The sequence below is a fragment of the Candidatus Profftia sp. (ex Adelges kitamiensis) genome (genome assembly GCF_020342455.1).
Taxonomy (GTDB): Bacteria; Pseudomonadota; Gammaproteobacteria; order Enterobacterales; family Enterobacteriaceae; genus Profftia.
The window spans coordinates 497,644-521,754 of the sequence record NZ_CP080506.1; the positions used below are offsets into that span (position 1 = coordinate 497,644).

Genomic DNA, 24,111 nt, shown 5'->3' on the forward strand with positions numbered 1-24,111 from the left:
CTAGTATGGGTCAGAAAGTACATCCAAATGGTATGCGTTTAGGTATTGTCAAACTTTGGAATTCTACCTGGTTTGCAAATACTAAAGAGTTTGCCGATAACTTAGATGGCGATTTTAAAGTTCGTAAATTTCTAAATAAAAAACTGGAGCAGGCTTTTATTTCTCGTATTGTTATTGAACGTCCTGCAAAGAGTATTCGTGTTACTATTCATACTGCTCGTCCAGGTATAGTTATTGGTAAGAAAGGTGAAGATGTAGAAAAACTGCGTAAGGTAGTATCTGATATAGCAAAGGTTCCAGCACAAATTAATATCTCTGAAGTACGCAAACCAGAGTTAGATGCAAAATTAGTTGCTGATAGTATTACTGCACAGCTGGAACGTCGAGTTATGTTCCGTCGTACTATGAAGCGCGCTGTACAGAATGCTATGCGTCTAGGTGCTAAAGGTATTAAAGTAGAAGTAAGTGGTCGTCTTGGTGGTACTGAAATAGCTCGTACTGAGTGGTATCGTGAGGGTCGTGTTCCTTTGCATACTTTACGTGCTGATATAGATTATAATATATCTCAAGCACATACTACTTATGGTGTCATCGGAGTTAAAGTATGGATCTTTAAAGGAGAGATTTTAGGTTGTGTTCTTGCTATGTCGCAATTAGAAAAACCATCTACTGCTCAACCTAAAAAACAGCAACGTAAAGGCCGCAAGTAAGGGGGTCCTGAATGTTACAACCAAAGCGTACAAAATTCCGTAAGATGCATAAAAATCGTAATCGTGGTCTAGCAACGCAAGGTATAGATTTGAACTTTGGTACTTTTGGTCTTAAAGCTATTAGCCGTGGCCGGTTGAGTGCTCGTCAAATTGAAGCTGCCCGTCGTGCTATGACTCGTTCAGTGAAGCGTGAGGGTAAAATTTGGATCCGAATATTCCCGGATAAACCAATTACTGAAAAACCTCTTGAAGTTCGTATGGGTAAGGGTAAAGGTAATGTAGAATATTGGGTTTCTTTAATTCAGCCTGGTAAAATACTATACGAAATAAATGGTGTATCTGAGGAGTTAGCTCGTGAAGCCTTTAAGTTAGCAGCAGCAAAATTACCTATAAAAACTACCTTTGTAACTAAAACGGTAATGTCATGAAAGTACATAAAATACATCAAAAAAATGTGAAAGATTTAAAAACTGAACTTTTAAACTTGCTGGGTGAACAATTTAGGTTGCGAATACAAGCAGCAAGTAGACAGTTAAAACAGCCGCACTTACTCAAGCAAGTAAGGCGTAATATAGCACGCGCTAACACTTTACTAATTGAGAAGGCAGGTACGTAATAATGATTGAACAAATACGCACCCTGCAGGGTAAAGTAGTTAGTGATAAAATGGAGAAATCCATTGTTGTTACAATAGAGCGCATGATAAAACATCCAATATATGGTAAATTTATTAAACGTACAACTAAACTACATGTACATGACGAAAAAAATGAATGCATGATTGGTGATGTAGTAGAAATAAAAGAATGCCGTCCACTATCCAAAATGAAAGCCTGGACTTTGGTACGTATAATAGAAAAATCTATTATGTAATAATACTGCAGAGTATATATCTTCAATCGTATATACGTCTTAGTTTATGAGCAGTGTATTTCTATTATATATTTATAAACCATTCTAGAATAATAAATTCTTCATTGTAATATTTTCAAAATACCTATTATAGGTATAATTTTGAATAAAAATTAGTAGAGCAATAAAATGATTCAAGAACAAACCACACTAAAAGTAGCCGATAACTCCGGAGCACGTCTTGTTATGTGTATTAAGGTGCTAGGAGGATCCCATCGTCGTTATGCAGGAATAGGTGATATTATTAAAATTACAATAAAAGAAGCAATTCCTCGTGGAAAAGTGAAAAAAGGTGATGTACTTAAGGCAGTAGTTGTGCGTACAAAAAAAGGTGTTCGTCGTTCAGATGGTTCTGTGATTAGATTTGACAATAACGCTTGTGTTATTTTAAATAACAATTCTGAGCAGCTTGTAGGGACACGTATTTTTGGTCCTGTAACTCGTGAATTACGCAATGAAAAATTTATGAAAATCATATCGTTAGCACCAGAAGTAATATAAGGAATATATCATGGCAGCAAAAATTCGTCGTAATGATGAAGTAATCGTGCTTACTGGTAAGGATAAAGGTAAGCGCGGTAAAGTAAAAAATATTTTTTCTTCTGGGAAGGTTATAGTAAGAAATATTAATTTAGTTAAGAAGCATCAAAAGCCTAGTTCTACCCTAAAACAACCAGGTGGCATTATTGAAAAAGAATCTTGTATTCAGGTTTCTAATATAGCTCTTTTCAATGCGTCAACAGGTAAAGCTGACCGTGTAGGGTTTAGATTTGAGGATAAGAAAAAAGTACGTTTCTTTAAGTCTAACAGTGAAACAATTAAGTAATTTGGAGTATAGTAAAATGGCGAAACTGCATGATTACTATAAAGACAAGGTAATCAAACAATTAATGTCTTTTTTCGGTTACAAATCTATCATGCAAGTTCCTAGAGTAGAGAAAATTACCCTGAATATTGGTGTTGGTGAAGCAATTTCAGATAAGAAGTTATTAGATAATGCAGTAGCTAACTTAACAGCAATATCCGGTCAAAAGCCGTTAATAACTAAAGCACGTAAGTCAGTTGCAAGCTTTAAAATACGCCAGGGATACCCAATAGGTTGTAAGGTTACTCTACGTGGTGAACGTATGTGGGATTTCTTTGAGCGTCTTATTTATATTGCCATACCTCGCATTAATGATTTTCGTGGTTTGTCTGCTAAATCTTTTGATGGCAGTGGTAACTATAGTATAGGGGTACGTGAGCAGATTATTTTTCCCGAAATTAATTATGATAAATTAGATCGTGCGCGTGGTTTAGATATTACAATTACTACTACTGCAAAGTCAGATAATGAATGCCGAGCTCTGCTAACTGCTTTTCACTTTCCATTACGTAAGTAAGGTAGGTTTATTAATGGCCAAGCAATCCATAAAAGCACGCGAAGTTAAACGTGTAAAATTAGCTAATAAATTCTTTGCTAAGCGTGTTAAACTAAAAGAGATCATCTCTAATATGAATTTTTCTAACCAAGATCGCTGGGATGCTGTACTTAAGCTACAAACCTTACCACGTGACTCCAGTAGGTCCCGTCAGCGTAACCGTTGCCGTCAAACTGGTCGTCCTCATGCTTTTTTGCGTAAGTTTGGGTTAAGCCGAATTAAAGTCCGTGAAGCTGCTATGCGTGGTGAAATACCTGGTTTGAAAAAATCTAGTTGGTAATTCATTATCAATTGAATGAAGGGAGTAAAGATTAATGAGCATGCAAGATCCTATAGCAGATATGTTAACTAGAATTCGTAATGGTCAAGCTGCGAAAAAAAAAATAGTTATCATGCCTTCCTCTAAACTTAAGAGAGCAATAGCAAATGTGCTTAAAGAGGAGGGTTTTATTAAAAATTTTCAAGTTGTAGGTAATATTAAACCTATATTAGAATTAACTCTTAAGTACTTCCAAGGCCATCCAGTGATAGAAAATATTAAACGTATTAGTCGTCCAGGTTTACGTATCTATAAAAATAAAGATGATCTACCAAGAGTTATGGCCGGTTTAGGGATAGCTGTTATTTCTACTTCAAAAGGTGTAATGACTGATTATGAAGCACGCCAGGATGGTATTGGCGGTGAGATTATATGTTATGTAGCTTAATTGCGGGAGTCAAGAATGTCTCGTATTGCAAAAATACCGATCGTCATTCCTGTGGGAGTAAAGATTACACTCAATAGTCAGGTAATTTCGATACAGGGTAAAAATGGTAATCTTACTCATATATTTAATAACGCTGTTAAAGTTCAATATATTGATAATGTATTAACTTTTATTCCACATAGAGATTGTACAAATGCTTGGGCTCAGGCTGGTACAGCTCGCGCGCTACTTTACTCAATGCTTATTGGTGTTACTAAGGGTTTTACAAAGAAGATCCATCTAGTAGGTGTTGGATACCGTGCAGTTGTTAAGGATAACTCTGTAAATTTATCCCTAGGTTTTTCTCACCAGATTGCATATGATTTACCAACAGGTATAACTGCAAAATGTCCCTCCCAAACTGAAATTATATTGAAAGGATCTAATAAACAGTTAGTAGGACAAGTAGCAGCAGATCTACGTGCTTATCGTCCTCCTGAGCCTTATAAAGGCAAGGGTATTCGTTACTCTAACGAAGTCATACGTACCAAAGAAGCTAAGAAAAAGTAAAGTAAGGTAAAAAAAACTCGCTATGGATAAAAAAATCGCCCGTATGCGCCGTGCTACGCGCACACGCAAAAAAATTAAAGAGCTGGGTGTTACTAGATTAGTAGTACATCGTACCCCACGTCATATTTATGCACAAATAATTGCTCCTAATGGTTCTCAAATTCTAGCTACTGCTTCTACTCTAGAAAAAGTAATTAGTAATTCATTAAAATATACTGGAAATAAAAATGCAGCAATAGTTGTAGGCAGAATAATTGCTGAACGTGCATTGGAGAAAGGTATTCAAGATATATCTTTTGATCGATCTGGCTTTCAGTATCACGGTAGAATCCAAGCACTAGCCGATGCTGCTCGTGAAGCTGGTTTACATTTTTAAGGTGTAAAAGAGGTATTGGATGGCTAATATAGATAAACAAAACAATGAACTACAGGAAAAACTAATTGCAGTAAATCGTGTCTCTAAAACTGTAAAAGGAGGGCGTATTTTTAGCTTCACTGCACTAACTGTAGTGGGTGACGGCAACGGTCGCGTAGGATTTGGTTATGGTAAGGCTCGAGAAGTCCCAGCTGCAATCCAAAAAGCTATGGAGAAGGCTCGTCGTAATATTATGCATATTATACTTAATAGTGGTACTCTACAACATCCTGTAAAAGGTTCTCATACTGGATCTAGTGTATTTATGAAACCTGCTTCTGAAGGTACTGGTATTATTGCAGGTGGCGCAATGCGTTCAGTTCTAGAAGTTGCTGGAGTTCATAATGTTTTAGCTAAAGCTTATGGTTCTACTAATCCAATTAATGTAGTTCGTGCAACTATAGAAGGTCTAGCTAATATGAAATCTCCAAGTATGATAGCTGCTAAGCGCGGCAAATCCATTAAAGAAATTTTTAGGTAATTTACACATGGTTAAAACTATTAAGATTACTCAAATTCGTAGTAAAATAGGGTGTCGGATAAAACATAAAGCAACTCTCCTTGGTTTAGGTTTACGTCGTATTGGTCATACTGTAGAGCGTGAAAATACTTCTTCTGTACGGGGTATGATTAATGCTATTTCTTACATGGTAAAAATTGGAGAATAAGAGATGCGTTTAAATAATATATCTCCAGCTAAGGGGTCTAAACACCCCCATAAACGTCTAGGACGCGGTATTGGTTCTGGATTAGGTAAAACTGGTGGTCGGGGTCATAAGGGACATAACTCTCGTTCTGGTGGTGGTGTACGTCGGGGATTTGAGGGTGGTCAGATGCCTCTTTGTCGACGTTTGCCCAAGTTTGGATTTATTTCTCGTTCTGCAATGACTACTGCAGAAATTCGTTTATCAGATCTTAATCACATTACAGCTGATGTTATTGATTTAAATATCCTAAAAGACGCTAACGTAGTTAGCCGAAAAATTATATCTGTAAAAGTTATTCTTTCTGGTGAAATAAAGCGTGCTGTGACCTTACGTAACCTGCGTGTAACTAAAGGTGCTCGCGCTTCTATTCAAGCTATTGGTGGTGAAATTGAGGAATAAAAAGCAGATGGCTAGACAGCCAAAACTAGCTTTTCAAAGTGCTAAAAGTGGACTTAGCGAGATCAAGGATAGGATACTTTTTATAATTGGATCACTTATAGTTTTTCGTATTGGTTCTTTTATTCCTATCCCTGGAATAGATACCTCTGTACTTACCAAGATATTAGAGCAGCAGAGAGGTACTATTATTGAAATGTTCAATATGTTCTCTGGTGGCGCACTTAGTCGTGCTTCTATTTTTGCTTTAGGTATTATGCCATATATTTCGGCATCAATTATTATTCAATTATTAATGATAGTCCATCCATATTTAGCAGAAATTAAAAAAGAAGGTGAAGCTGGTCGTCGTAAGATTAGTCAGTATACTCGTTATGGCACTTTAATTTTATCTATATTTCAGTCTATCGGAATTGCAACTGGTCTTCCTAGTATGCCAGGAATGGAAGGTTTAGTTATAAATACTGGATTTACATTTTACTGTACTGCGGTGGTAAGTTTAGTAACAGGAACTATATTCCTGATGTGGCTAGGTGAGCAAATAACCGAACGTGGAATAGGTAATGGTATTTCAATTATTATTTTTGCGGGTATTGTAGCTGGGTTACCATCGGCAATGAGTAATACTATAGAGCAAGTACGGCAAGGAGACTTGCATTTTCTATTATTACTGTTAATTGTAATATTTGTATTTATAATAACTTTTTTTGTTGTTTTTGTTGAACGTGGACAACGTCGTATAGTAGTTAACTATGCTAAACGTCAGCATGGTCGTAGAATTTATGCAGCACAGAGTACGCATTTACCATTAAAAGTTAATATGGCCGGTGTAATACCTGCTATATTTGCGTCTAGTATTATTTTATTTCCAGCTACAATTGCATCTTGGTTTGGAGGAGGTACTAATTGGAATTGGTTGACTATAATTTCTCTTTATTTGCATCCAGGACAACCTCTTTATTTATTAATATATGCATCTGCAATTATCTTTTTTTGTTTTTTCTATACCGCCATAGTATTTAATCCAAGAGAAACAGCTGATAATCTAAAAAAATCAGGTGCATTTGTACTAGGAATACGTCCTGGAGAACAAACAGCTAAGTATATTAATAAGGTTATGACTCGTTTAACTTTAATCGGTGCCATGTATATTACTTTTATCTGTCTTATTCCTGAGTTTATGCGTGATGCAATGAAAGTACCATTTTATTTTGGGGGTACATCACTTCTTATTGTAGTAGTTGTTATCATGGATTTTATGGCTCAAGTTAAAACAATAATGATGTCAAGTCAGTATGAATCTGCATTAAAGAGAGCTAATCTAAAAATCCATCACTAATAGTATTAATAAGTTTGAAAGATTTACGGAGAATAACATGAAAGTGCGTGCTTCTATCAAAAAATTATGTCGTAACTGTAAAATTGTTAAGCGTAGTGGTGTCTTGTATGTTATATGTAATGTAGAACCCAAACACAAACAGCGTCAAGGATGATAATCTAACATATTTCTTGCAGAGTTAATATTAAAATTAACTCAATTTTAGCTAGATAATATTTTTGTATGTTGCTACAGTATCATTTGAGTATCCTGAAACGGGCTTTTCAGAGTGCTGCTGTTGTATAAAAAAATTTAGGAGTGAATAGTGGCCCGTATAGCAGGCATTAATATTCCTGATCAAAAACATACTGTTATAGCGTTAACTGCTATTTTCGGTATAGGCAAGAACCGTTCACATACTATTTGTGAGACAATTGGTATTGCTAAAAATGCTAAGATCAGTGAGCTCTCTGAAGAGCAAATAGATAATCTTCGTGAAGAAGTTGTCAAATATACCGTAGAAGGTGATCTACGTCGTCAAATAACCTTAAGTATTAAGCGCCTAATGGATCTTGGTACCTATCGCGGTTTGCGTCATCGTCGCGGTCTACCTGTTCGTGGTCAGCGCACTAAGACCAACGCACGCACCTGTAAAGGTCCTCGTAAACCTATTAAGAAATAAAATAGGGATGATTAAATAAAATGTCAAAAACACCTATTCGTGTACGTAATAAGCGTATAAACAAGCAAATATTAGATGGTGTAGCACACATCCATGCTTCTTTTAATAATACTATCGTTACTATAACAGATCGTCATGGTAATACATTAGGTTGGGCAACATCGGGTGATTCTGGGTTTCGTGGTTCTCGCAAATCCACTCCTTTTGCTGCACAAGTAGCAGCAGAACGTTGTGCTGAAGCAGTAAAAGAGTACGGTATTAAAAATTTAGATGTCATGGTTAAAGGACCTGGTTTAGGTCGTGAATCTACTATACGTGCGTTAAATGCAGCTGGTTTTCGTATAACTAATATCACTGATGTTACTCCTATACCTCATAATGGTTGTCGTCCCCCTAAGAAACGTCGCGTATAACGTCATTTCTTCGGATTGTTGGAGAAATAAAATGGCAAGATATTTGGGTCCTAAACTCAAGCTAAGCCGTCGTGAAGGCACTGACTTATTTCTTAAGTCTGGAGTTCGCTCGATCGATACTAAGTGTAAAATTGAACAATCACCTGGCCAGCATGGTGCACGCAAAATGCGCCTATCTGATTATGGTATTCAATTACGTGAAAAGCAAAAAGTTCGTCGTATTTATGGTATTTTAGAACGTCAATTTCATAATTACTATAAAAAAGCAGCTCGACTTAAAGGTAATACTGGTGAAAATTTACTACAATTATTAGAAGGTCGTTTAGATAATGTAGTTTATCGTATGGGTTTTGGTGCCACTCGCGCAGAAGCTCGTCAGTTAGTTAGCCATAAAGCAGTAGTAGTTAATGGTCGCGTTGTTAATATTGCTTCCTATCAAATATCTCCTAGAGATATTGTGAGCGTACGTGAGAAAGCTAAAAATCAATCTCGTGTAAAGGCTGCCCTGGAATTATCAGGGCAACGTGAGAATCCAACCTGGCTTCAAGTAGATGCTTTTAAGATGGAAGGTGTATTTAAAAGTAATCCTGAACGTTCCGATCTATCTGCAGATATTAACGAACACCTGATTGTTGAGCTTTACTCCAAATAAAGCTTAGTATAAAAGAGAGGATATAATGCAGGGTTCTGTAACAGATTTTTTAAAACCGCGCTTAGTTGGTATAGAACAGCTAAGTTCAACGCATATCAGGGTGACCCTTGAGCCTTTAGAGCGGGGTTTTGGACATACTCTTGGTAATGCACTTCGCCGTATTTTGCTTTCATCTATGCCAGGTTATGCAGTAACAGAGGTTGAAATTGATGGAGTATTACATGAATATGGTACTAAGGAAGGCGTGCAAGAAGATATTTTAGAAATACTACTAAATCTAAAAGGACTTGCTGTAAAAGTCCAAGGTAAGGATGAGGTTATTCTTAAGTTACATAAATCTGGTATTGGTCCTGTAACTGCTAACGATATTAGTCATGACGGTAATGTTGAGATAGTCAAACCAAAGTATGTCATTTGCCACTTAACTGATAAAAATGCATCTATAGGTATGCGTATTAAAATTCAGCGTGGACGTGGTTATGTACCAGCTTCTTCCAGAATTCATGCAGAAGAAGATGAACGTCCCATTGGACGGCTGCTAGTTGATGCTTGTTACAGCCCTGTCGAACGCATTGCTTACAATGTTGAGGCAGCTCGTGTAGAACAGCGTACTGACCTAGACAAGCTAGTTATTGAAATGGAGACTAACGGTACAATTGATCCTGAAGAATCAATCCGACGTGCAGCTACTATCTTAGCTGAACAACTTGAAGCTTTTGTTGATTTACGTGACGTACACCAACCTGAAGTAAAAGAAGATAAACCAGAGTTTGAACCAAATCTACTACGTCCTGTTGATGATCTGGAATTAACTGTCCGTTCTGCTAATTGCCTAAAAGCAGAATCTATACAATATATTGGAGATTTAGTACAACGTACCGAAGTTGAATTATTAAAAACACCTAACTTAGGTAAAAAATCTCTTACTGAGATTAAAGATGTTTTAGCTTCACGTGGTTTATCTCTTGGTATGCGTCTTGAAAACTGGCCACCAGTTAGCATTACTGAAGAATAATTAAATAATTTATTTTAATTATTTTAATAAAAGGATAAAATATTATGCGCCATCGCAAAATTGGTCGTCGATTAAATCGTAATAGTAGTCATCGTAAAGCTATGTTTCGCAATATGGCTAGTTCCTTGGTACTTCATGAAATAATTAAAACGACCCTACCAAAAGCCAAAGAACTACGTCGTGTGTTTGAACCATTAATTACTTTTGCTAAGATTGATAGCATAGCTAATCGTCGATTAATATTCTCTCATACTAGGAACAATAAAATTGTATCAAAAATATTTAACGAACTAGGACGGCGATTTTCCAACCGTCCTGGTGGTTATACTCGTATTATTAAGTGTGGTTTTCGTACAGGGGATAAGGCACCTATGGCTTATATTGAACTGGTTGACCGTAATGTTAAGTAACATTCTTTTTTATCCAAGTGATATATTAAAGTTTTGTAGTTTAGGTACAACTTGGCTTACACGTATTAAGTACGCTCTTCGTTCACTTCCTGATAATTTATAAGAGTTTGGTAGCTGCGCAGTTAATGGATTTACAGCATGATTATTTAACCAAAATTCATAATGAAGGTGTGGACCTGTAGAGCGCCCCGTGTTACCAGATAAAGCTATACGATCACCACACTTAACTTTTTGTCCTGGTTTTACAAGGATCTTTTTAAGGTGCATAAAACGTGTTGTATATTGGCTACCATGTCTAATAACAATATAATTACCCGCTGCTCCTCCGTGCTTTGCAATTATAATTTCACCATCTCCTACTGCAAATACTGGGGTTCCTACAGGCATAGCAAAGTCTACACCTCGATGAGGTGCTATACGTCCAGTTACAGGATTTACTCGTCGTGGATTAAAGTTAGATGAAATGCGAAAATGTTTAATTGTAGGGAAACGCATAAATACTTTTGCTAAACCACCACCCTGACGATCATAGAATTTTCCATCTTCAGCCCGTATTGCGTAGAAATCTTTTCCACCGGTATTAATTCTTATACCTAGTAGTTGACTTTGTATATTACGACCGTCTAATTCTTCACGAGAAATTAGTACAGCGAATTGATCACCTTGATGTAATTTGCGAAAATCCATTTGCCACTGTAAAATCTTGATAATTACATTAGCTTCAATATAGCTTAGCCCTGCAATACGAGCACTATTTACAAAGCTTCCCTTTAACTTTCCGGTAAAAACCTTATTTTTCCACTCTCCCTGTTGAGGTTCGATGGTTTCTTGAAATTTACCATTAATCAGAGTATAAAGACGAGTTTCATAACTATTAACTTTCCATTTTAATTGTTGAAGTTCTCCTATATTATTTACAGTCCATGAAATAGTTTGACCTATCTTAATATTGCGGAGTGCTAAATTATTTTTAGCAATCATATAAACATCAGATATATCCATACCAAACTGAGTTAGAATACTTCCAAGAGTATCACCTGCAGTAACTATATAGTCATGAGTATCAGAATTATTATCTGTTTTATCTTCTAATTCGTCCGTACTAATTTCATTTTCTGGAGCTGGTTGATCGATTGGTTCACTCGCTTCATTATTAATTGTCTTTAATTGTTTGTGGTCTAAATAAATACTATTAACAGTGTTATTACCGCTATTTGATTGGTAAATAAATGATTGCCCAATAGAAATGGCTAGAGTTATAACAGTTAATAATTCTAGCATAATTCTATGTTTTCGGGGTAAGTTGTTATAAGCTAGGGCGATAGTTCGCGCTATCTGCTGCACTAGGATGTTCCTCTTAATCTCCACTCAGGCAGCTTAAATACTGTTTTGATAGATGAGTTAAAAACTTCATATAACTATCAGTACCTAATGCAATTGCGCTTCCTAAGGGATCCAAAGTTCCATGGCATACTTTAGACCCCTGCGCGATCGCCTCTATTACTGCCGGCCTGAACTGTGGTTCAGTAAAAATAGCTTTTGGCTTAACTAGTTGTGTTTTAATTTGATGTAAACGTTGTGCACCAGGCTGAATCTCGGGATTAATAGTAAAGTACCCTAAAGGTTTCAGTCCAAATGCATTCTCAAAATAACCATAGGCATCATGAAATACAAAATAACCCTTATTTTGCACAGGTTGTAGCATAATAACAATATTTTTTTGTGTTTGTTCTAATTTTTTTTCAAATTTACGTAGGTTAACATCTAATTTATCTTTATAATTTGGATATTGTAATAATAATTTGTTGTGAATAGAAATTGCAATTTGTTTTGCAATTTCTGGAGATAACCAAATATGCAGGTTATACTGGCCTCGATGGTAATCTTTATGTTTTTTTATGATAGAATTAGTATTATTTTCAGTATTTTTTCTAAAAAAAAATTATACTCCTTTTTATTGTATGTTACCACCGGTGTGGTGTTTATATTATGTTCTTTATTATCTGCAATGAGTAAGCTATGAATATTAGGTAGATTAGCTAAAATAAGATTATTTTTACTCTCTATCTGTTGGGTAGTTTTTTTTAGGAAATACTCCATGTCTGGTCCTACCCATATAACTAGATCTGCATCATGCAAGCGTTTTATGTCAGATGGTTTTAGTGCATAATTATGTGGGGAAGAACCGTTAGGAAGTAAAATTTCAGTATTTATTATACCATCAGCAATTGCTGATGCAATAAATCCCAACGGTCTTATAGAGGTTAATATCGTTGCTTTAGCACAATAAATACTTGCATTGAGTATTAATACAGAGAAAATAATTATGCACTGAAACCAATTTTTATTATGTATCATATCAAATTATCTTTATTAATTTATATATATTATTTACCATAACAATGCATAAATTATATATTATACAAATATATATCAGTTTAATGATAATAACGTATTCATATTGTTTTAAAGCACATGAGATAAAATTTTATTTATATCATCTTTACATATAAAGGTATTTTATTTAGTAATTTTTGCTTAAATTATAAATAATTAATAATTTTAGTAAATATTATTTAATATGATGAGATGAATTTTAGAAAAATTTAACTAATACTATAAAATAATTTAATTATGATATTTTTTATAAAAATGTCATTACAATACTGTTATTAAGTATTTTAGATATTCATTATATAGAATGTATGTATATTTAGTTAGTATGTTAAATAAATATATTACATAAATCATTAGTTATATATAATAAATAAACAAATATTATTAGCGCTAGTTTTGCTGTATATAATTATTATATATAGTATATAATTTAATGTTAGCTATTATTTTATTAAATTTATAATGTATGATTAATTAGATTTGTAATATAAATTACCTACTACGTTTTAAACAAAATTATATTTTTATTATATAGTATTTACAAAATTAAATCTAACTTTATTTTTTATATATATCTAAGATATTTCTATATATAGATTTATAGCTGTCGTTCAGTTATTCAAATTAAAAGAAAGGAGGATGTTTTATTTTAAGTATAATATATTACTAATATTTATAGACAAATATAATATAAAAGAATAGCGAGGATTAGTAGTAATGATTGAATTACTTCTTCCTAGTTGGATTGCAGGAATATTATTATCATTGATAGCAGGTCCTCTAGGTTCTTTTATTATATGGCGACGTATGTCTTATTTCGGTGACACGTTAGCACACGCCTCATTACTAGGTGTAACATTGAGCTTATTATTTAATGTTAATCATTTTATTGCTGTTATCATAGTAGTCTTGCCGTTAGCTATAGGTTTGGTATGGTTAGAAAGTCGTCTAACGATTGGTGTGGATACCTTGCTTGGTATCATGGCTCATAGCGCGCTCTCACTAGGTTTAGTATTAGCTTCATTAATGTCTAATGTACGTGTAGATCTTATGGCTTATTTATTTGGGGATTTACTTTCTGTCACCTATAAAGATATCCTAATGATTGCTATTGGTGTTATAATTGTTCTTGTTATTTTATGGTATCAATGGAGTCCTTTGCTTTCAGTAACTATTAGTTCAGAACTTGCTTATGTAGACGGAGTAAAACTTGAACGTGTTCGCATGATACTAATGTTATTAACTGCTTTAACCATTGGGTTAGCTATGAAATTTGTTGGTGCTCTCATTATTACGTCATTACTCATTATTCCTGCTGCTACTGCTCGTCATTTTTCTCAAACACCAGAGCAGATGGCAGGTATAGCAGTTATAATAGGTATTTTAGCAGTAAGTGGAGGTCTTACATTTTCTGCTTTATACGATCTTCCTGCTGGTCCTGCAGTAGTTCTATGCGCAACAGTGATGTTTGTTATTAGTTTAAATAAGAAAAATAATATTTAGTATTACTAATATATTAAAGGATCAAATATATATTTTTTAGTTAAAGAAGGGTAATAATCCCACAAGATTTATGTATTAAAAATTTATAATAATTAGTAAAGAGGTTTAAATTTAATAAAATTAGTTTTATTAGGATTAAAGTATTAATATTTTTTTATATATTGCCTACAAGATTATAAGGTACCTACAATATCTTTATGTCTTTTCTTTATTTGTATTAATAAGAATAATGCGCACCAAAGATGATGTCTTTCATATATTGAAAATTTAAATAATTTTATTATTTATAGTATTGAATAAGAGTAAACTATAAAAAAGATTTAATCATACCCGTTTTGTTGTTAATATCTAACATATTTTATATGTGATAGTCCTAAAATTTAAAATACTATGAATTTATATTTTTATAATATATAACTTCTGTAAGTTAATCTTTTAAAGATTATTTTTAAAAAAATAGATATTATATTAACTAAATTTCATCGGCATTTATTTAACAGAAAACATACATTAATAAAAAAATTATTTTTTATAAAATAACAAATCTTTGTTTTTATTCTTAAATTTTTTTAGATTATTTTGAGGGATGACTATTAGTTTTATATATATAAATATTTCAAAAGAAATCTTAATCATATTTTTATAACAAATTAAACTTAATTACTAATTAATAATAATTTATGGTAATAATCCTTAGTTATAATATAAAATTATAAGCATTAGTAATCTTGAATTCGCTATTTAATGATATACCGTAAATATAATAAGAAAAAATAATATTATATATAATAACTTATTCTTAACTACTCATTTAATTTTTTGAATATACTTTATTAAGAAAATTTAATAATATTCTAATGAGAAATAAAGATATATTTTCAATATATATAAGTGTATATATAATACATACGTAAAATATTTACACCAATCTGTAGTTTAGTAGCGTGATTCAAGTATATAATTTTTTGTATATTATCTATTTTATTGATCAATAATATAGCATTTATTCTTACAGAATAACTTAATATTTTGATTTTTATCATATATTTAATAATGCAAAAGTATATTTACTGTTATTATTAGGAGAAAGTGTATTTCTATTCTAGAAATAATATATTATACAATTATATTGTAGTAAGTAACTAACATAAAAGACCTTTATTTAGATATAGTGAATGAAAGAAAAATTCTATCTTTAGAATGATTAGTATTAATTTTTATAGGATAATATTTTTAGGATTAAAGAATCATCCCTTAATAATCTAACTACTTAGCCATAATAGTCTTTTAGTGTTGAGGTAATTTAAATAAATAGTTATGTTTATCAACAGTGTATACTTATGAATAGAAAAACAACTAGAAATTACAGTGACTAATTTTTATAGCAGTAATTTACTAAAATTTATTTATTAAAAAATTTAATAAATTTTTTCATTTCTTCTCGTTAATTATATTAATTTTTATGGTTATATGCGTATATAAATTTTCTGTGCTTCTGATCTTAAGTTAATACTTTTATTATTATAATTTTTGTCTATTAAAATAATTTTTTATATAATTAAAAGTTATAACTTGTATTAAATTTAGTAAAATAAGGTAAAATAAGCTTATTATTATATAATAAGTAATTATATACCCTTATTATAATTTCTTGAAATCATTCATTTTATTATAAATAATACTATATAGTTAAAAGTAAAGTAAAGTATAACTTAGATTATACATATTGATTCAGTATATAATGTAATTAAAATTTTGTTTTTATATAAAGATATACAGAATGATAAATATCAGTACTGATTACAGTTATAGTGTATTGTTATTAATTTTTATCACACGATTATTTTTATAATACAGTAATTGATATTAATAAATTTATTTTGGAGATATATTTATTAAATAGAATAATAAGAATTACTCTTTAAAAGTAAATATTCTATTAATACTAATTAAACTATCAGTATAAATTTATATTATCTGAAGTAAATAAAAAGACAATAAATCGTCATTTAGTCTCTTTTTATGCTTTCAAAAGTAAATCATTCTATCCATAATAAAAATTAGAAAATAGCGTATAATATCCACGATACAATGTAAGTTTAATTACATTACATTCCATTATATTAGAGTATTAATTAAATAGGTAAAAGTACTATTATGCGCCTAAAGTGTTAGAGGTTATAATGAAAGATATTACTAGCATGAATCTCATGCAGAAATTAAAAAGAATAATGCCTACCCATATTATTCCTAAGTTCACAAATGCTGAAGAATGGCGTATATGGCAAGAGAAGGAGGGACGTAAGTGTTCAGAAGCTATTGCAAGAGAAAATCAGGCTATGAAGATGCAGCGTGTATTTAAAAACTCTGGCATACGTTCTTTACATATGAATTGCTCATTCGATAATTATCTAATAGAGTGTAAAGGGCAGAGTTTAGCTTTAAAACGTGCTCGTCAGTACGCTAATGAATTTGATGGTAATATTGCTAGTTTTGTATTTTCAGGTAAACCTGGAACTGGTAAAAACCATCTAGCAGTAGCCATTAGTAATAATTTAATTTTGCGTAATAAATCGGTATTTATTATAACAGTAGCTGATTTAATGTCTAGTATGAAAAGAACATTTAATAGTAACAGTAATACTACAGAAGAGTGTTTATTAACAAATATTAGTTCAGTTGATCTATTGGTGATTGATGAAATTGGTGTGCAGACTGAATCACGTTATGAAAAAGTTATCATCAACCAAATAGTCGATCGACGATCTTCTTCAAAACGTCCTACGGGTATGCTTTCTAACTTGAATATACAAAATATGAATGCTCTTTTAGGTGAACGTGTTATAGATCGTATGAGTTTAGGTAATAGTTTATGGGTTAATTTTGATTGGGAAAGCTATCGTAGCAGGGTAGTTGGTAATGAATACTAAAATTAAGTAACCTGGTAATATTTGTAGGTGTTTAACTATATCCTTTAAAGGGTTTTATTGTGAAGAGGTAATATTAGTATTACTTATTTCTTTTATTATTTTAGATAAATATCTCATTTATTATTAGATGTTAAGAATGTTATGAATTATCAATCATGTTGATAATAGATGTATTTGTATTAACTTTAATATGTAGAATACATATTCTACTATGTTTTATATACTATTTTATACCTTTATTATTTAAATATATAATAAGATTATTCATATCCTACAGTAAATAATAGTTAATATAAAATAATTTTTAAAATCAAGTATATTTCTATATATTCTAGAATAGAATTTTTCATAATAAAATAAAATATTGACGATCACATAAACAACTGATATATGCGGTATCATATTAAGTAGTAACGTAGAATACCTATTGATATGTATAAAAATATTATAAATTTAGGTAATTTATATTTTATCTTTTTTTCTACAACAATATATTTAAGAATAATAATGTGTTAATTATTAATAGAATTAATTATCCGGTCATTATTAAATAATGAAAACTGACTTGCAATATTATATATGAGTTATTAAGATTAGTCATTTATTTATTTATTTTATCTATAATAATTTAAATAATTGATTATATTTTTTCAGTTTATATTATTAATATTAATAAGAATTATTTATATAATTAATAAAATTTAATACTAATATTTATATGTTTAATATGTAATATATATTTAAGTCTTTACTTTATTTTTCTATATTAAGTATAGATAAATATACTATGGTTTTATAATATTATTACTATATTTATTTGTTATATAAGATATTATCATTAATAAAAATGTTTTTAGAAAATAGATTATAAGTTAATTTATAAGTAGAGTATTAAGAGTAATAATATTACTCCACTAATTTTCTAATTTATTAGTAACAAAAATAGTTAGTATAGCTATTTAACTATCATAATTCTTAAACCATTTATCTAAAGTACGCAAAGTAAATATAATACTTTTTATTTGTACTTATAAATATCAGATATCTTCTGTTCAGTCTAGATTTACATAATATATCAAAATATCTATTTAAGATCTTATGTCTTATACAGCATTGCATGAAAATATAGATATATTTGTTCAAGCGGTATTAGATTAACTAAAACTACTTAAATAAATGATATTATCATAACATAGCGTATAATTTATTTATTTTATCATAGAGAAAAATAAACCATTTACTTATTATAAGTATATACTGAATAGATACAAACAGCTATTCATAGGAAGTATTTATATCTATATCAACATTTTGTTATATAAGTACTTTAAGCTTTAAGTAGTTATGTCTTGTATATTACATTAAATTTTATTGATATATACCTATTCATTATAATAATATTAAGATGCATTACAGCGCTATTTATACAATACTTTAACTTTTATAATTTTTAATAAATATCAGTTAGGTAAATAAGAGTAACTATAACTTCATAATATAAGTAAGTCCCTAGAATAATATTTCTATGAATTAAGTATTATTTCTATATATTATATATAATTATTTTATAAAAAATAGCGCTAAACTTATTATTTTAATCAATTCATTTTATATAATTATATAATCTATATTGAATCTGATAGTTATATCTAATATTTTAGTTTTAAAGAGGTTATAATAGATTATTTAGTACTGAATATACTACATAGTATAAATACTTAATATATTATAAAGACCTAATAAAGTGTTTTACAGTAATAAAAATAAATTTTTATTTAGTGTGTTGAAATTTATAATTTATTTTATAATATAACATTTTATAAAATAAAAACATATCATGCGTAGAATAACATAAATTATTTAGTTAGCTACATAGTTAAAAGACATATTTTATATATATCTTAAAAATAAAATTTTTTTATGTTTAAACTATTTAATTAATATTTTATTTTTGATATTCACTAAATACAAATTTTTTTATAGTCTACTATTAGTTAGTAGTACTTCTAATTATTTATTATACTAATTTTTTAGTAAAATTTTACTTTTATTTAAAAAAGTAATTTTAACTATCAAACACCATGTAATATAATTTAGTATTTTAAAATACTTCCATTATATTACCTATATAATATTTTTTGCCTAAAGATAACTTACTTTCTAAAAACAAAAAATTATATAATATGTTAATTATAATTAAAACGTAAATATACTTAATTAGTAGATTACTACAATATGAGTTTCTATAACTTTAAGATATATATCTATGTAAAAATAATTTTAAATAATATATTTAGACAGCGTATATTTTATTTATAATATTTAACGATAACGATATCTACCTATTAGAAGAGGTTAATGTGTTCGATAAAATGAAAATTAAATTTCAATATTTACTTCCTAAACAAATTATTACTCATCTTATTGGTTGGGTAGCAGATCAAGAGTTTGGATGGTTTACTCAGTTATTTATTAAAACTTTTATCAAATATTATAAAGTTAATATGAAGGAAGCTTTATATCCAAATCCTGAGCACTATAAAACTTTTAATGATTTTTTTATTCGTCAGTTACGTTATGGTATACGTCCAGTTACTGAAAATCCTGATCATTTAGTATCTCCTGTAGATGGTATAATTAGCCAATTAGGTAAAATAAAACAAGGTAAAATTATACAGGCTAAAAAGCATGATTACTCCCTTGAATCACTTCTGGCAGGTAACTACTTCTTAGCAGAAGAATTTAAAGATGGTCATTTTGCTACTATTTATCTTTCTCCTAGAGATTATCATCGGGTACACATGCCATGTAACGGTATACTACAAGAGATGATTTATGTACCAGGAGAGTTATTTTCTGTCAATCTCCTGATGATTTCAAATATACCTAATTTATTTGCTCGTAACGAACGTTTAATTTGTATTTTTAAAACGGATTTTGGCTTAATGGCACAAATTTTAGTGGGTGCTACTATTGTAGGTAGTATTAAAACAGCATGGTCAGGAACTGTAAATATAACTCGTGAAGGCATTGTTAAGAGATGGACTTACCCTAGTACTGGTACCGGGGTGATTATGTTAAAAAAAGGAGAAGAGATGGGATATTTTAAATTAGGATCCACTATTATAAATTTATTTACAGCTAATCATATTCAATTTACTCCAAATTTTATCAGTGGATTTAAGATTATTATGGGTGGAGATTTTGCGCAAAGAGCAACTCTTACACAAACAAAAGGATAAATAAAATACTAAGAAATATTCTAAGATTAACTTAATAATATAAAAGATAAAATCTCTTTACTAAATAAAAATATTATATCTATATGCTTTATTTTAAATATTTTTTACTATTAAATATTATATAAGGATTAATGAAAAAAATCTCTAAAGAAAGGAAAAATTATGCGCCTGATTACCAAATTATTGATAACCGGGTTACTGATATTATCCCTTCCGGTAGATTTGAATGCTACCTTTAATGAAAAGAAAATTTATCATACATTAACACAAATTGAGACTCATAACAATACTGCTAATCAAGCTGAAATAGTTGAAGTACTCCAGGGCAGTTTAAAGTGGTTAAATAAGATTAAGGAATCTACCCAACGTACTCAGAAGTACTTAAAAATTATTAGTGACTTTCCTAAACTTAACACTGAACTACGTCAGCAGTTAGGCAATAAAAAAATTCCACCACTAATTGTATCTAATATGTCTTCTAAAGACGTTGAACAGCTAATCTTACAAACTAGCAGGCAATTATTGGAAGTATCACATGCATTACAACAAGAGTTATATCAATCACGTAAGATTAGTGATTCACTTAATAAAATTCCACAAAAACAAGTTATATTTCGTAAATATTTAGCAGAAGCAGAATATAGATTAAAAAATATTATTACTACTAATACACAGTTATCACAGGCTAAATATAACCAATTGCAAGCTGAAGTTGTAGCACACGAAGCATTGGTAGATGAATTAGAACTTGAGCAGATTTCAGCAGAAAATCGTCAAGAATTATCGCGATTACAAGTTGATGTATTACGTAAGCATCACAAATGGCTTAAAATTAAATTAAAAGATTTACATAATATTCTACATTTTCAGCGTCAGAGAGAAGCTAAGCAGGTCTTAAGGCATACTGAACAACTAATAGAACACAGTCAAGATATTCCGCAATTTATCACAAAACAGCTTAAAATAAACCAAGATCTCTCACGATTATGGAATGAACAAACAGCTAAAATGAATGAGATTGCCAGCCAGCAACGTATTGTTGAGACACAAAATATACAAGTATGTCAAGCACTTAGTACAATTAGAGAACAGTCCCAGTGGCTAGGAGAATCAACTGCTTTAGGGGATACTCTTCGAGCACAGGTTGCTCGTTTACCAGATAAACCAAAATTACAGAAGTTTGACGGTGAAATGGCAAAACTACGGGTACAACGACTTCATTTTGAAAATTTAATTAATAAAATAGATACCATATCAGATTATAAAAAAAATGATGGTAAAACTTTAACCGCCTCACAAAAACTTTTGTTAAAAAACCAATTAGCTATACAAAAAGAATTATTAAATTCTCTATTATCTGGTTGTGATTTACAAATTCTGGAACTCACTAAACTTAAAATAGCTAATACACAACTTATTGATGCGCTTGCAGAAATTAAATATTTAACCCATCGATATCTTTTTTGGACAGCTGATGTTAATCCTTTGCATATGACAGCACCATTAGATATATTAGAAAGTTTAAATTGTTTCTTATCACTTAATACATTATCTCAGATTAGCAAAGCCTGTTGTATGATGATAACATCCAAAGAAACTCTGTTACCCTTATTGTGTATAATGCTATTAGTCAGTTTTAGTTTATATTCTCGTCGTTATTACCAATCATTTATGGAACGCGCTACTTTTAAAGTAGGTAAGGTCACTCAAGACCACATTGCACTAACTTTACGTAGTGTTTTTTGGTCAATACTTGCCTCTTTACCATTATTATCTCTATGGGCAGTTTTAGGTTATGGTTTGCAGAATGCATGGCCATATCCTGTGGCTATGGCTATAGGATATGGTGTAAATACTGCACTACCAGTGTTATGGGCATTCATGATTAGCGCTGCATTTGCACATCCACATGGGCTGTTTATCGCTCATTTTCGATGGAAAGAATATCAAGTGAAACGTGCAATGCGCTATTATCGTATGTCAATATGGTTTATTGTACCTTTACTGATTGCATTAGTAACATTTAATAATATGAATGATCGTTTTTTTGCTGGATCTCTAGGAAGATCTTGTTTTATTATGCTCTGTTTAGCTCTGAGCATGCTGACTATTAGTCTTAAGCGAGCTAAAATTCCACTGTACTTAAATAAACAGGGAGATGGAGATAATTTAATAAATCATGCATTATGGTGGGTTTTGCTTTGTGCACCATTAGTTGCAGCTTTTGCTTCATTGTTTGGATACTTTAATACAGCACAGGTTTTATTGGCTCGTTTAGAAAGTTCGGTTGCTATTTGGTTTATACTTCTTGTTGTGTACTATATTATTCGTCGCTGGATGTTAATACAGAAACGGCGAATTGCTTTTGAGCGTGCGAAACAACGTCGTGCAGAACGTCTTGAAAAAAGAAGTAAGAGTGAAGAAGATTCTACTCCACATAGTATTGAAGGTAGTCAAGATATTGAAGAACCGGTAGTTGATTTAGATGCTATTAGCGCTCAATCTTTACGTTTAGTACGTTCAATTCTAACTATGGTAGCTTTAGTTTTACTTATTTGGTTATGGTCTGAACTGCATTCTGCTTTTGCTTTTCTTGAAAATATTCATCTGTGGGATATAACCTCTTCAGCAAAAGGTGTGGAAAGTCTTCAGGCAATAACATTAGGTGCAGTATTAATTGCCATATTAATTATGTTTGTTACTGTACAGTTAGTTAAAAATTTACCAGCATTATTAGAACTTGGTTTATTACAACATTTAGATTTAACTCCTGGTACAGGATACGCTATTACTAGTATAACAAAATATTTACTATTACTTTTTGGTGGTTTAATTAGTTTTTCTATGTTAGGAATTGAATGGGTGAAATTGCAATGGCTAGTAGCTGCTTTAACCCTGGGTTTAGGTTTTGGATTACAAGAAATTGTAGCTAATTTTGCTTCTGGTCTTATTATATTATTTGAAAAACCGATTCGCATTGGAGATACTGTAACTATCCGCGATCTTACTGGTTCTATTACTAAAATAAATACTCGTGCTACTACTATTTCTGATTGGGATAGAAAGGAAATTATAGTTCCAAATAAAGCTTTTATTACTGAACAGTTTATTAATTGGTCATTAAGCGATACTATAACTCGTGTGGTACTAACCGTACCAACTGATACTAGTGCTGATAGTAGGAAAGTGACTAGTATTTTATTAGAAGCAGCTGCCAAATGTTCACTTGTGTTAGAAGTACCAGCTCCAGAGGCTTATTTAGTTGATATACAGCAAGGTATACAAATTTTTGAATTGCGTATTTATGCTGCTGAGATGTCGCATCGTATGCCACTGAGACATGAAATGCATCAACTTATTCTGTCTTATTTTCATCAAAATTCTCTTATATTACCTTTTCCCCCATTACAAATTAGCATCAATACTTTAAGGAAATCTCGTAATCAATATAGCTAAAAAATAGTTTAATTTTTTATTACTTAATAAAATATTTATTATTAAATTTATTATAATAATTAAAAACAATTTAGAGTATATAATATATTATATTTTTATATAAATATTATTATGAAAGCTCTTAATAATAAAAGATAGTTCTAGTTATCTAACATATGTATTATTTATATAACTTAGTATTGTATTTTTAGGGAGTGTTGAAATTTTTAGTATTACTTAGAATATTTTACTGTATATAAATATACTTTATAGTATTAACTATATTAAAATTTAATA

26 protein-coding genes and 1 pseudogene are annotated in these 24,111 nt (G+C 30.6%); 25 read left to right on the top strand and 2 right to left on the bottom strand.

Features of this window, described 5'->3' with window-relative positions:
• The first annotated feature begins 5 nt into the window (after positions 1-5).
• The 21 genes from rpsC to rplQ all read left to right on the top strand — a co-directional run bounded on the left by rpsC (position 6) and on the right by rplQ (position 10,307).
• On the top strand, positions 6-710 hold the full coding sequence (rpsC, locus tag K0T98_RS01210; protein ID WP_225639593.1) for a 30S ribosomal protein S3: 705 nt from the start codon (positions 6-8) through the stop codon (positions 708-710).
• Between the two features lie 11 nt (positions 711-721).
• Positions 722-1,138: a 50S ribosomal protein L16 gene (gene rplP, locus K0T98_RS01215; protein ID WP_225639594.1), complete on the top strand. Its 417-nt coding sequence runs from the start codon at positions 722-724 to the stop codon at positions 1,136-1,138.
• Complete coding sequence (gene rpmC, locus K0T98_RS01220; RefSeq protein ID WP_225639595.1) at positions 1,135-1,326, top strand: 50S ribosomal protein L29; 192 nt, start codon at positions 1,135-1,137, stop codon at positions 1,324-1,326. The genes rplP and rpmC overlap by 4 nt, the downstream gene beginning before the upstream one ends.
• Positions 1,327-1,328: 2 nt before the next feature.
• On the top strand, positions 1,329-1,583 hold the full coding sequence (gene rpsQ / locus K0T98_RS01225) for a 30S ribosomal protein S17 (protein ID WP_225639596.1): 255 nt from the start codon (positions 1,329-1,331) through the stop codon (positions 1,581-1,583).
• A gap of 168 nt (positions 1,584-1,751) precedes the next feature.
• A complete protein-coding gene (rplN, locus tag K0T98_RS01230; protein ID WP_225639597.1) occupies positions 1,752-2,123 on the top strand; it encodes a 50S ribosomal protein L14 in 372 nt (123 codons plus the stop codon).
• 10 nt (positions 2,124-2,133) lie between these two features.
• Complete coding sequence (gene rplX / locus K0T98_RS01235; RefSeq protein WP_225639598.1) at positions 2,134-2,448, top strand: 50S ribosomal protein L24; 315 nt, start codon at positions 2,134-2,136, stop codon at positions 2,446-2,448.
• Between the two features lie 16 nt (positions 2,449-2,464).
• Positions 2,465-3,004, top strand: coding sequence for a 50S ribosomal protein L5 (rplE, locus tag K0T98_RS01240; RefSeq protein ID WP_225639599.1), 540 nt, complete (start codon positions 2,465-2,467; stop codon positions 3,002-3,004).
• 13 nt (positions 3,005-3,017) lie between these two features.
• The gene (rpsN, locus tag K0T98_RS01245) at positions 3,018-3,323 is read left to right on the top strand and encodes a 30S ribosomal protein S14 (protein ID WP_225639600.1); all 306 of its coding nucleotides are present in this window, start codon (positions 3,018-3,020) and stop codon (positions 3,321-3,323) included.
• Positions 3,324-3,357: 34 nt separating this feature from the next.
• The gene (rpsH, locus tag K0T98_RS01250) at positions 3,358-3,750 is read left to right on the top strand and encodes a 30S ribosomal protein S8 (RefSeq protein WP_225639601.1); all 393 of its coding nucleotides are present in this window, start codon (positions 3,358-3,360) and stop codon (positions 3,748-3,750) included.
• A gap of 15 nt (positions 3,751-3,765) precedes the next feature.
• The gene (gene rplF / locus K0T98_RS01255; RefSeq protein WP_225639602.1) at positions 3,766-4,299 is read left to right on the top strand and encodes a 50S ribosomal protein L6; all 534 of its coding nucleotides are present in this window, start codon (positions 3,766-3,768) and stop codon (positions 4,297-4,299) included.
• A 22-nt stretch (positions 4,300-4,321) separates the two neighbouring features.
• Positions 4,322-4,675 (top strand): 50S ribosomal protein L18, encoded by a 354-nt coding sequence (gene rplR / locus K0T98_RS01260; protein WP_225639603.1) that lies wholly within the window; start codon positions 4,322-4,324, stop codon positions 4,673-4,675.
• 19 nt (positions 4,676-4,694) lie between these two features.
• Positions 4,695-5,195, top strand: a complete 501-nt coding sequence (gene rpsE, locus K0T98_RS01265) for a 30S ribosomal protein S5 (protein WP_225639604.1) — start codon at positions 4,695-4,697, stop codon at positions 5,193-5,195.
• Positions 5,196-5,202: 7 nt separating this feature from the next.
• A complete protein-coding gene (gene rpmD, locus K0T98_RS01270; RefSeq protein ID WP_225639605.1) occupies positions 5,203-5,382 on the top strand; it encodes a 50S ribosomal protein L30 in 180 nt (59 codons plus the stop codon).
• A 3-nt stretch (positions 5,383-5,385) separates the two neighbouring features.
• Complete coding sequence (gene rplO, locus K0T98_RS01275) at positions 5,386-5,820, top strand: 50S ribosomal protein L15 (RefSeq protein WP_225639606.1); 435 nt, start codon at positions 5,386-5,388, stop codon at positions 5,818-5,820.
• Between the two features lie 7 nt (positions 5,821-5,827).
• Positions 5,828-7,156: a preprotein translocase subunit SecY gene (gene secY / locus K0T98_RS01280; protein WP_225639607.1), complete on the top strand. Its 1,329-nt coding sequence runs from the start codon at positions 5,828-5,830 to the stop codon at positions 7,154-7,156.
• Positions 7,157-7,193: 37 nt separating this feature from the next.
• Positions 7,194-7,310, top strand: coding sequence for a 50S ribosomal protein L36 (gene rpmJ, locus K0T98_RS01285; RefSeq protein ID WP_225639608.1), 117 nt, complete (start codon positions 7,194-7,196; stop codon positions 7,308-7,310).
• A 150-nt stretch (positions 7,311-7,460) separates the two neighbouring features.
• Positions 7,461-7,817 carry a 30S ribosomal protein S13 gene (gene rpsM / locus K0T98_RS01290; protein ID WP_225639609.1) on the top strand — a complete coding sequence of 119 codons (357 nt, stop codon included), beginning with the start codon at positions 7,461-7,463 and terminating at the stop codon, positions 7,815-7,817.
• A 20-nt stretch (positions 7,818-7,837) separates the two neighbouring features.
• On the top strand, positions 7,838-8,230 hold the full coding sequence (gene rpsK / locus K0T98_RS01295) for a 30S ribosomal protein S11 (RefSeq protein ID WP_225639610.1): 393 nt from the start codon (positions 7,838-7,840) through the stop codon (positions 8,228-8,230).
• A gap of 31 nt (positions 8,231-8,261) precedes the next feature.
• A complete protein-coding gene (gene rpsD / locus K0T98_RS01300) occupies positions 8,262-8,882 on the top strand; it encodes a 30S ribosomal protein S4 (RefSeq protein WP_225639660.1) in 621 nt (206 codons plus the stop codon).
• A gap of 25 nt (positions 8,883-8,907) precedes the next feature.
• Positions 8,908-9,897, top strand: a complete 990-nt coding sequence (locus tag K0T98_RS01305; protein ID WP_225639611.1) for a DNA-directed RNA polymerase subunit alpha — start codon at positions 8,908-8,910, stop codon at positions 9,895-9,897.
• Positions 9,898-9,941: 44 nt separating this feature from the next.
• The gene (rplQ, locus tag K0T98_RS01310) at positions 9,942-10,307 is read left to right on the top strand and encodes a 50S ribosomal protein L17 (protein ID WP_225639612.1); all 366 of its coding nucleotides are present in this window, start codon (positions 9,942-9,944) and stop codon (positions 10,305-10,307) included.
• Between the two features lie 9 nt (positions 10,308-10,316).
• Here rplQ and mepM read toward each other — a convergent pair whose 3' ends face one another.
• Together mepM and znuA are read right to left on the bottom strand one after the other, a co-directional pair.
• Positions 10,317-11,651 carry a murein DD-endopeptidase MepM gene (gene mepM, locus K0T98_RS01315; protein ID WP_225639613.1) on the bottom strand — a complete coding sequence of 445 codons (1,335 nt, stop codon included), beginning with the start codon at positions 11,649-11,651 and terminating at the stop codon, positions 10,317-10,319.
• Positions 11,652-11,664: 13 nt separating this feature from the next.
• Positions 11,665-12,584 (bottom strand): annotated as a pseudogene (gene znuA, locus K0T98_RS03095) (zinc ABC transporter substrate-binding protein ZnuA); the annotation flags it as partial.
• 837 nt (positions 12,585-13,421) lie between these two features.
• Between znuA and znuB the strand changes: the two are divergent.
• The 4 genes from znuB (at position 13,422) to mscM (ending at position 23,835) form a co-directional block, all read left to right on the top strand.
• The gene (znuB, locus tag K0T98_RS01325) at positions 13,422-14,207 is read left to right on the top strand and encodes a zinc ABC transporter permease subunit ZnuB (RefSeq protein WP_225639614.1); all 786 of its coding nucleotides are present in this window, start codon (positions 13,422-13,424) and stop codon (positions 14,205-14,207) included.
• 2,183 nt (positions 14,208-16,390) lie between these two features.
• Positions 16,391-17,137 (top strand): DNA replication protein DnaC, encoded by a 747-nt coding sequence (gene dnaC / locus K0T98_RS01330; RefSeq protein WP_225639615.1) that lies wholly within the window; start codon positions 16,391-16,393, stop codon positions 17,135-17,137.
• Between the two features lie 2,372 nt (positions 17,138-19,509).
• Positions 19,510-20,379: an archaetidylserine decarboxylase gene (gene asd / locus K0T98_RS01335; RefSeq protein WP_225639661.1), complete on the top strand. Its 870-nt coding sequence runs from the start codon at positions 19,510-19,512 to the stop codon at positions 20,377-20,379.
• Positions 20,380-20,541: 162 nt separating this feature from the next.
• Positions 20,542-23,835, top strand: coding sequence for a miniconductance mechanosensitive channel MscM (mscM, locus tag K0T98_RS01340; protein WP_225639616.1), 3,294 nt, complete (start codon positions 20,542-20,544; stop codon positions 23,833-23,835).
• Positions 23,836-24,111: the final 276 nt, after the last annotated feature.

Excerpts from the sequence above, each read along its gene's own strand:
- asd (WP_225639661.1), top strand. The coding sequence starts at position 19,510 with ATGAAAATTAAATTTCAATATTTACTTCCTAAACAAATTATTACTCAT.
- rpsE (WP_225639604.1), top strand. The coding sequence starts at position 4,695 with ATGGCTAATATAGATAAACAAAACAATGAACTACAGGAAAAACTAATT.
- rpmD (WP_225639605.1), top strand. The coding sequence starts at position 5,203 with ATGGTTAAAACTATTAAGATTACTCAAATTCGTAGTAAAATAGGGTGT.
- secY (WP_225639607.1), top strand. The coding sequence starts at position 5,828 with ATGGCTAGACAGCCAAAACTAGCTTTTCAAAGTGCTAAAAGTGGACTT.
- rpmC (WP_225639595.1), top strand. The coding sequence starts at position 1,135 with ATGAAAGTACATAAAATACATCAAAAAAATGTGAAAGATTTAAAAACT.
- dnaC (WP_225639615.1), top strand. The coding sequence starts at position 16,391 with ATGAAAGATATTACTAGCATGAATCTCATGCAGAAATTAAAAAGAATA.
- rplE (WP_225639599.1), top strand. The coding sequence starts at position 2,465 with ATGGCGAAACTGCATGATTACTATAAAGACAAGGTAATCAAACAATTA.
- rplN (WP_225639597.1), top strand. The coding sequence starts at position 1,752 with ATGATTCAAGAACAAACCACACTAAAAGTAGCCGATAACTCCGGAGCA.
- rpsK (WP_225639610.1), top strand. The coding sequence starts at position 7,838 with ATGTCAAAAACACCTATTCGTGTACGTAATAAGCGTATAAACAAGCAA.
- rpsQ (WP_225639596.1), top strand. The coding sequence starts at position 1,329 with ATGATTGAACAAATACGCACCCTGCAGGGTAAAGTAGTTAGTGATAAA.
- rplR (WP_225639603.1), top strand. The coding sequence starts at position 4,322 with ATGGATAAAAAAATCGCCCGTATGCGCCGTGCTACGCGCACACGCAAA.
- rplP (WP_225639594.1), top strand. The coding sequence starts at position 722 with ATGTTACAACCAAAGCGTACAAAATTCCGTAAGATGCATAAAAATCGT.
- rplO (WP_225639606.1), top strand. The coding sequence starts at position 5,386 with ATGCGTTTAAATAATATATCTCCAGCTAAGGGGTCTAAACACCCCCAT.
- rpmJ (WP_225639608.1), top strand. The coding sequence starts at position 7,194 with ATGAAAGTGCGTGCTTCTATCAAAAAATTATGTCGTAACTGTAAAATT.
- K0T98_RS01305 (WP_225639611.1), top strand. The coding sequence starts at position 8,908 with ATGCAGGGTTCTGTAACAGATTTTTTAAAACCGCGCTTAGTTGGTATA.
- rplQ (WP_225639612.1), top strand. The coding sequence starts at position 9,942 with ATGCGCCATCGCAAAATTGGTCGTCGATTAAATCGTAATAGTAGTCAT.
- rpsN (WP_225639600.1), top strand. The coding sequence starts at position 3,018 with ATGGCCAAGCAATCCATAAAAGCACGCGAAGTTAAACGTGTAAAATTA.
- rpsD (WP_225639660.1), top strand. The coding sequence starts at position 8,262 with ATGGCAAGATATTTGGGTCCTAAACTCAAGCTAAGCCGTCGTGAAGGC.
- rplF (WP_225639602.1), top strand. The coding sequence starts at position 3,766 with ATGTCTCGTATTGCAAAAATACCGATCGTCATTCCTGTGGGAGTAAAG.
- rplX (WP_225639598.1), top strand. The coding sequence starts at position 2,134 with ATGGCAGCAAAAATTCGTCGTAATGATGAAGTAATCGTGCTTACTGGT.
- znuB (WP_225639614.1), top strand. The coding sequence starts at position 13,422 with ATGATTGAATTACTTCTTCCTAGTTGGATTGCAGGAATATTATTATCA.
- rpsC (WP_225639593.1), top strand. The coding sequence starts at position 6 with ATGGGTCAGAAAGTACATCCAAATGGTATGCGTTTAGGTATTGTCAAA.
- mscM (WP_225639616.1), top strand. The coding sequence starts at position 20,542 with ATGCGCCTGATTACCAAATTATTGATAACCGGGTTACTGATATTATCC.
- rpsH (WP_225639601.1), top strand. The coding sequence starts at position 3,358 with ATGAGCATGCAAGATCCTATAGCAGATATGTTAACTAGAATTCGTAAT.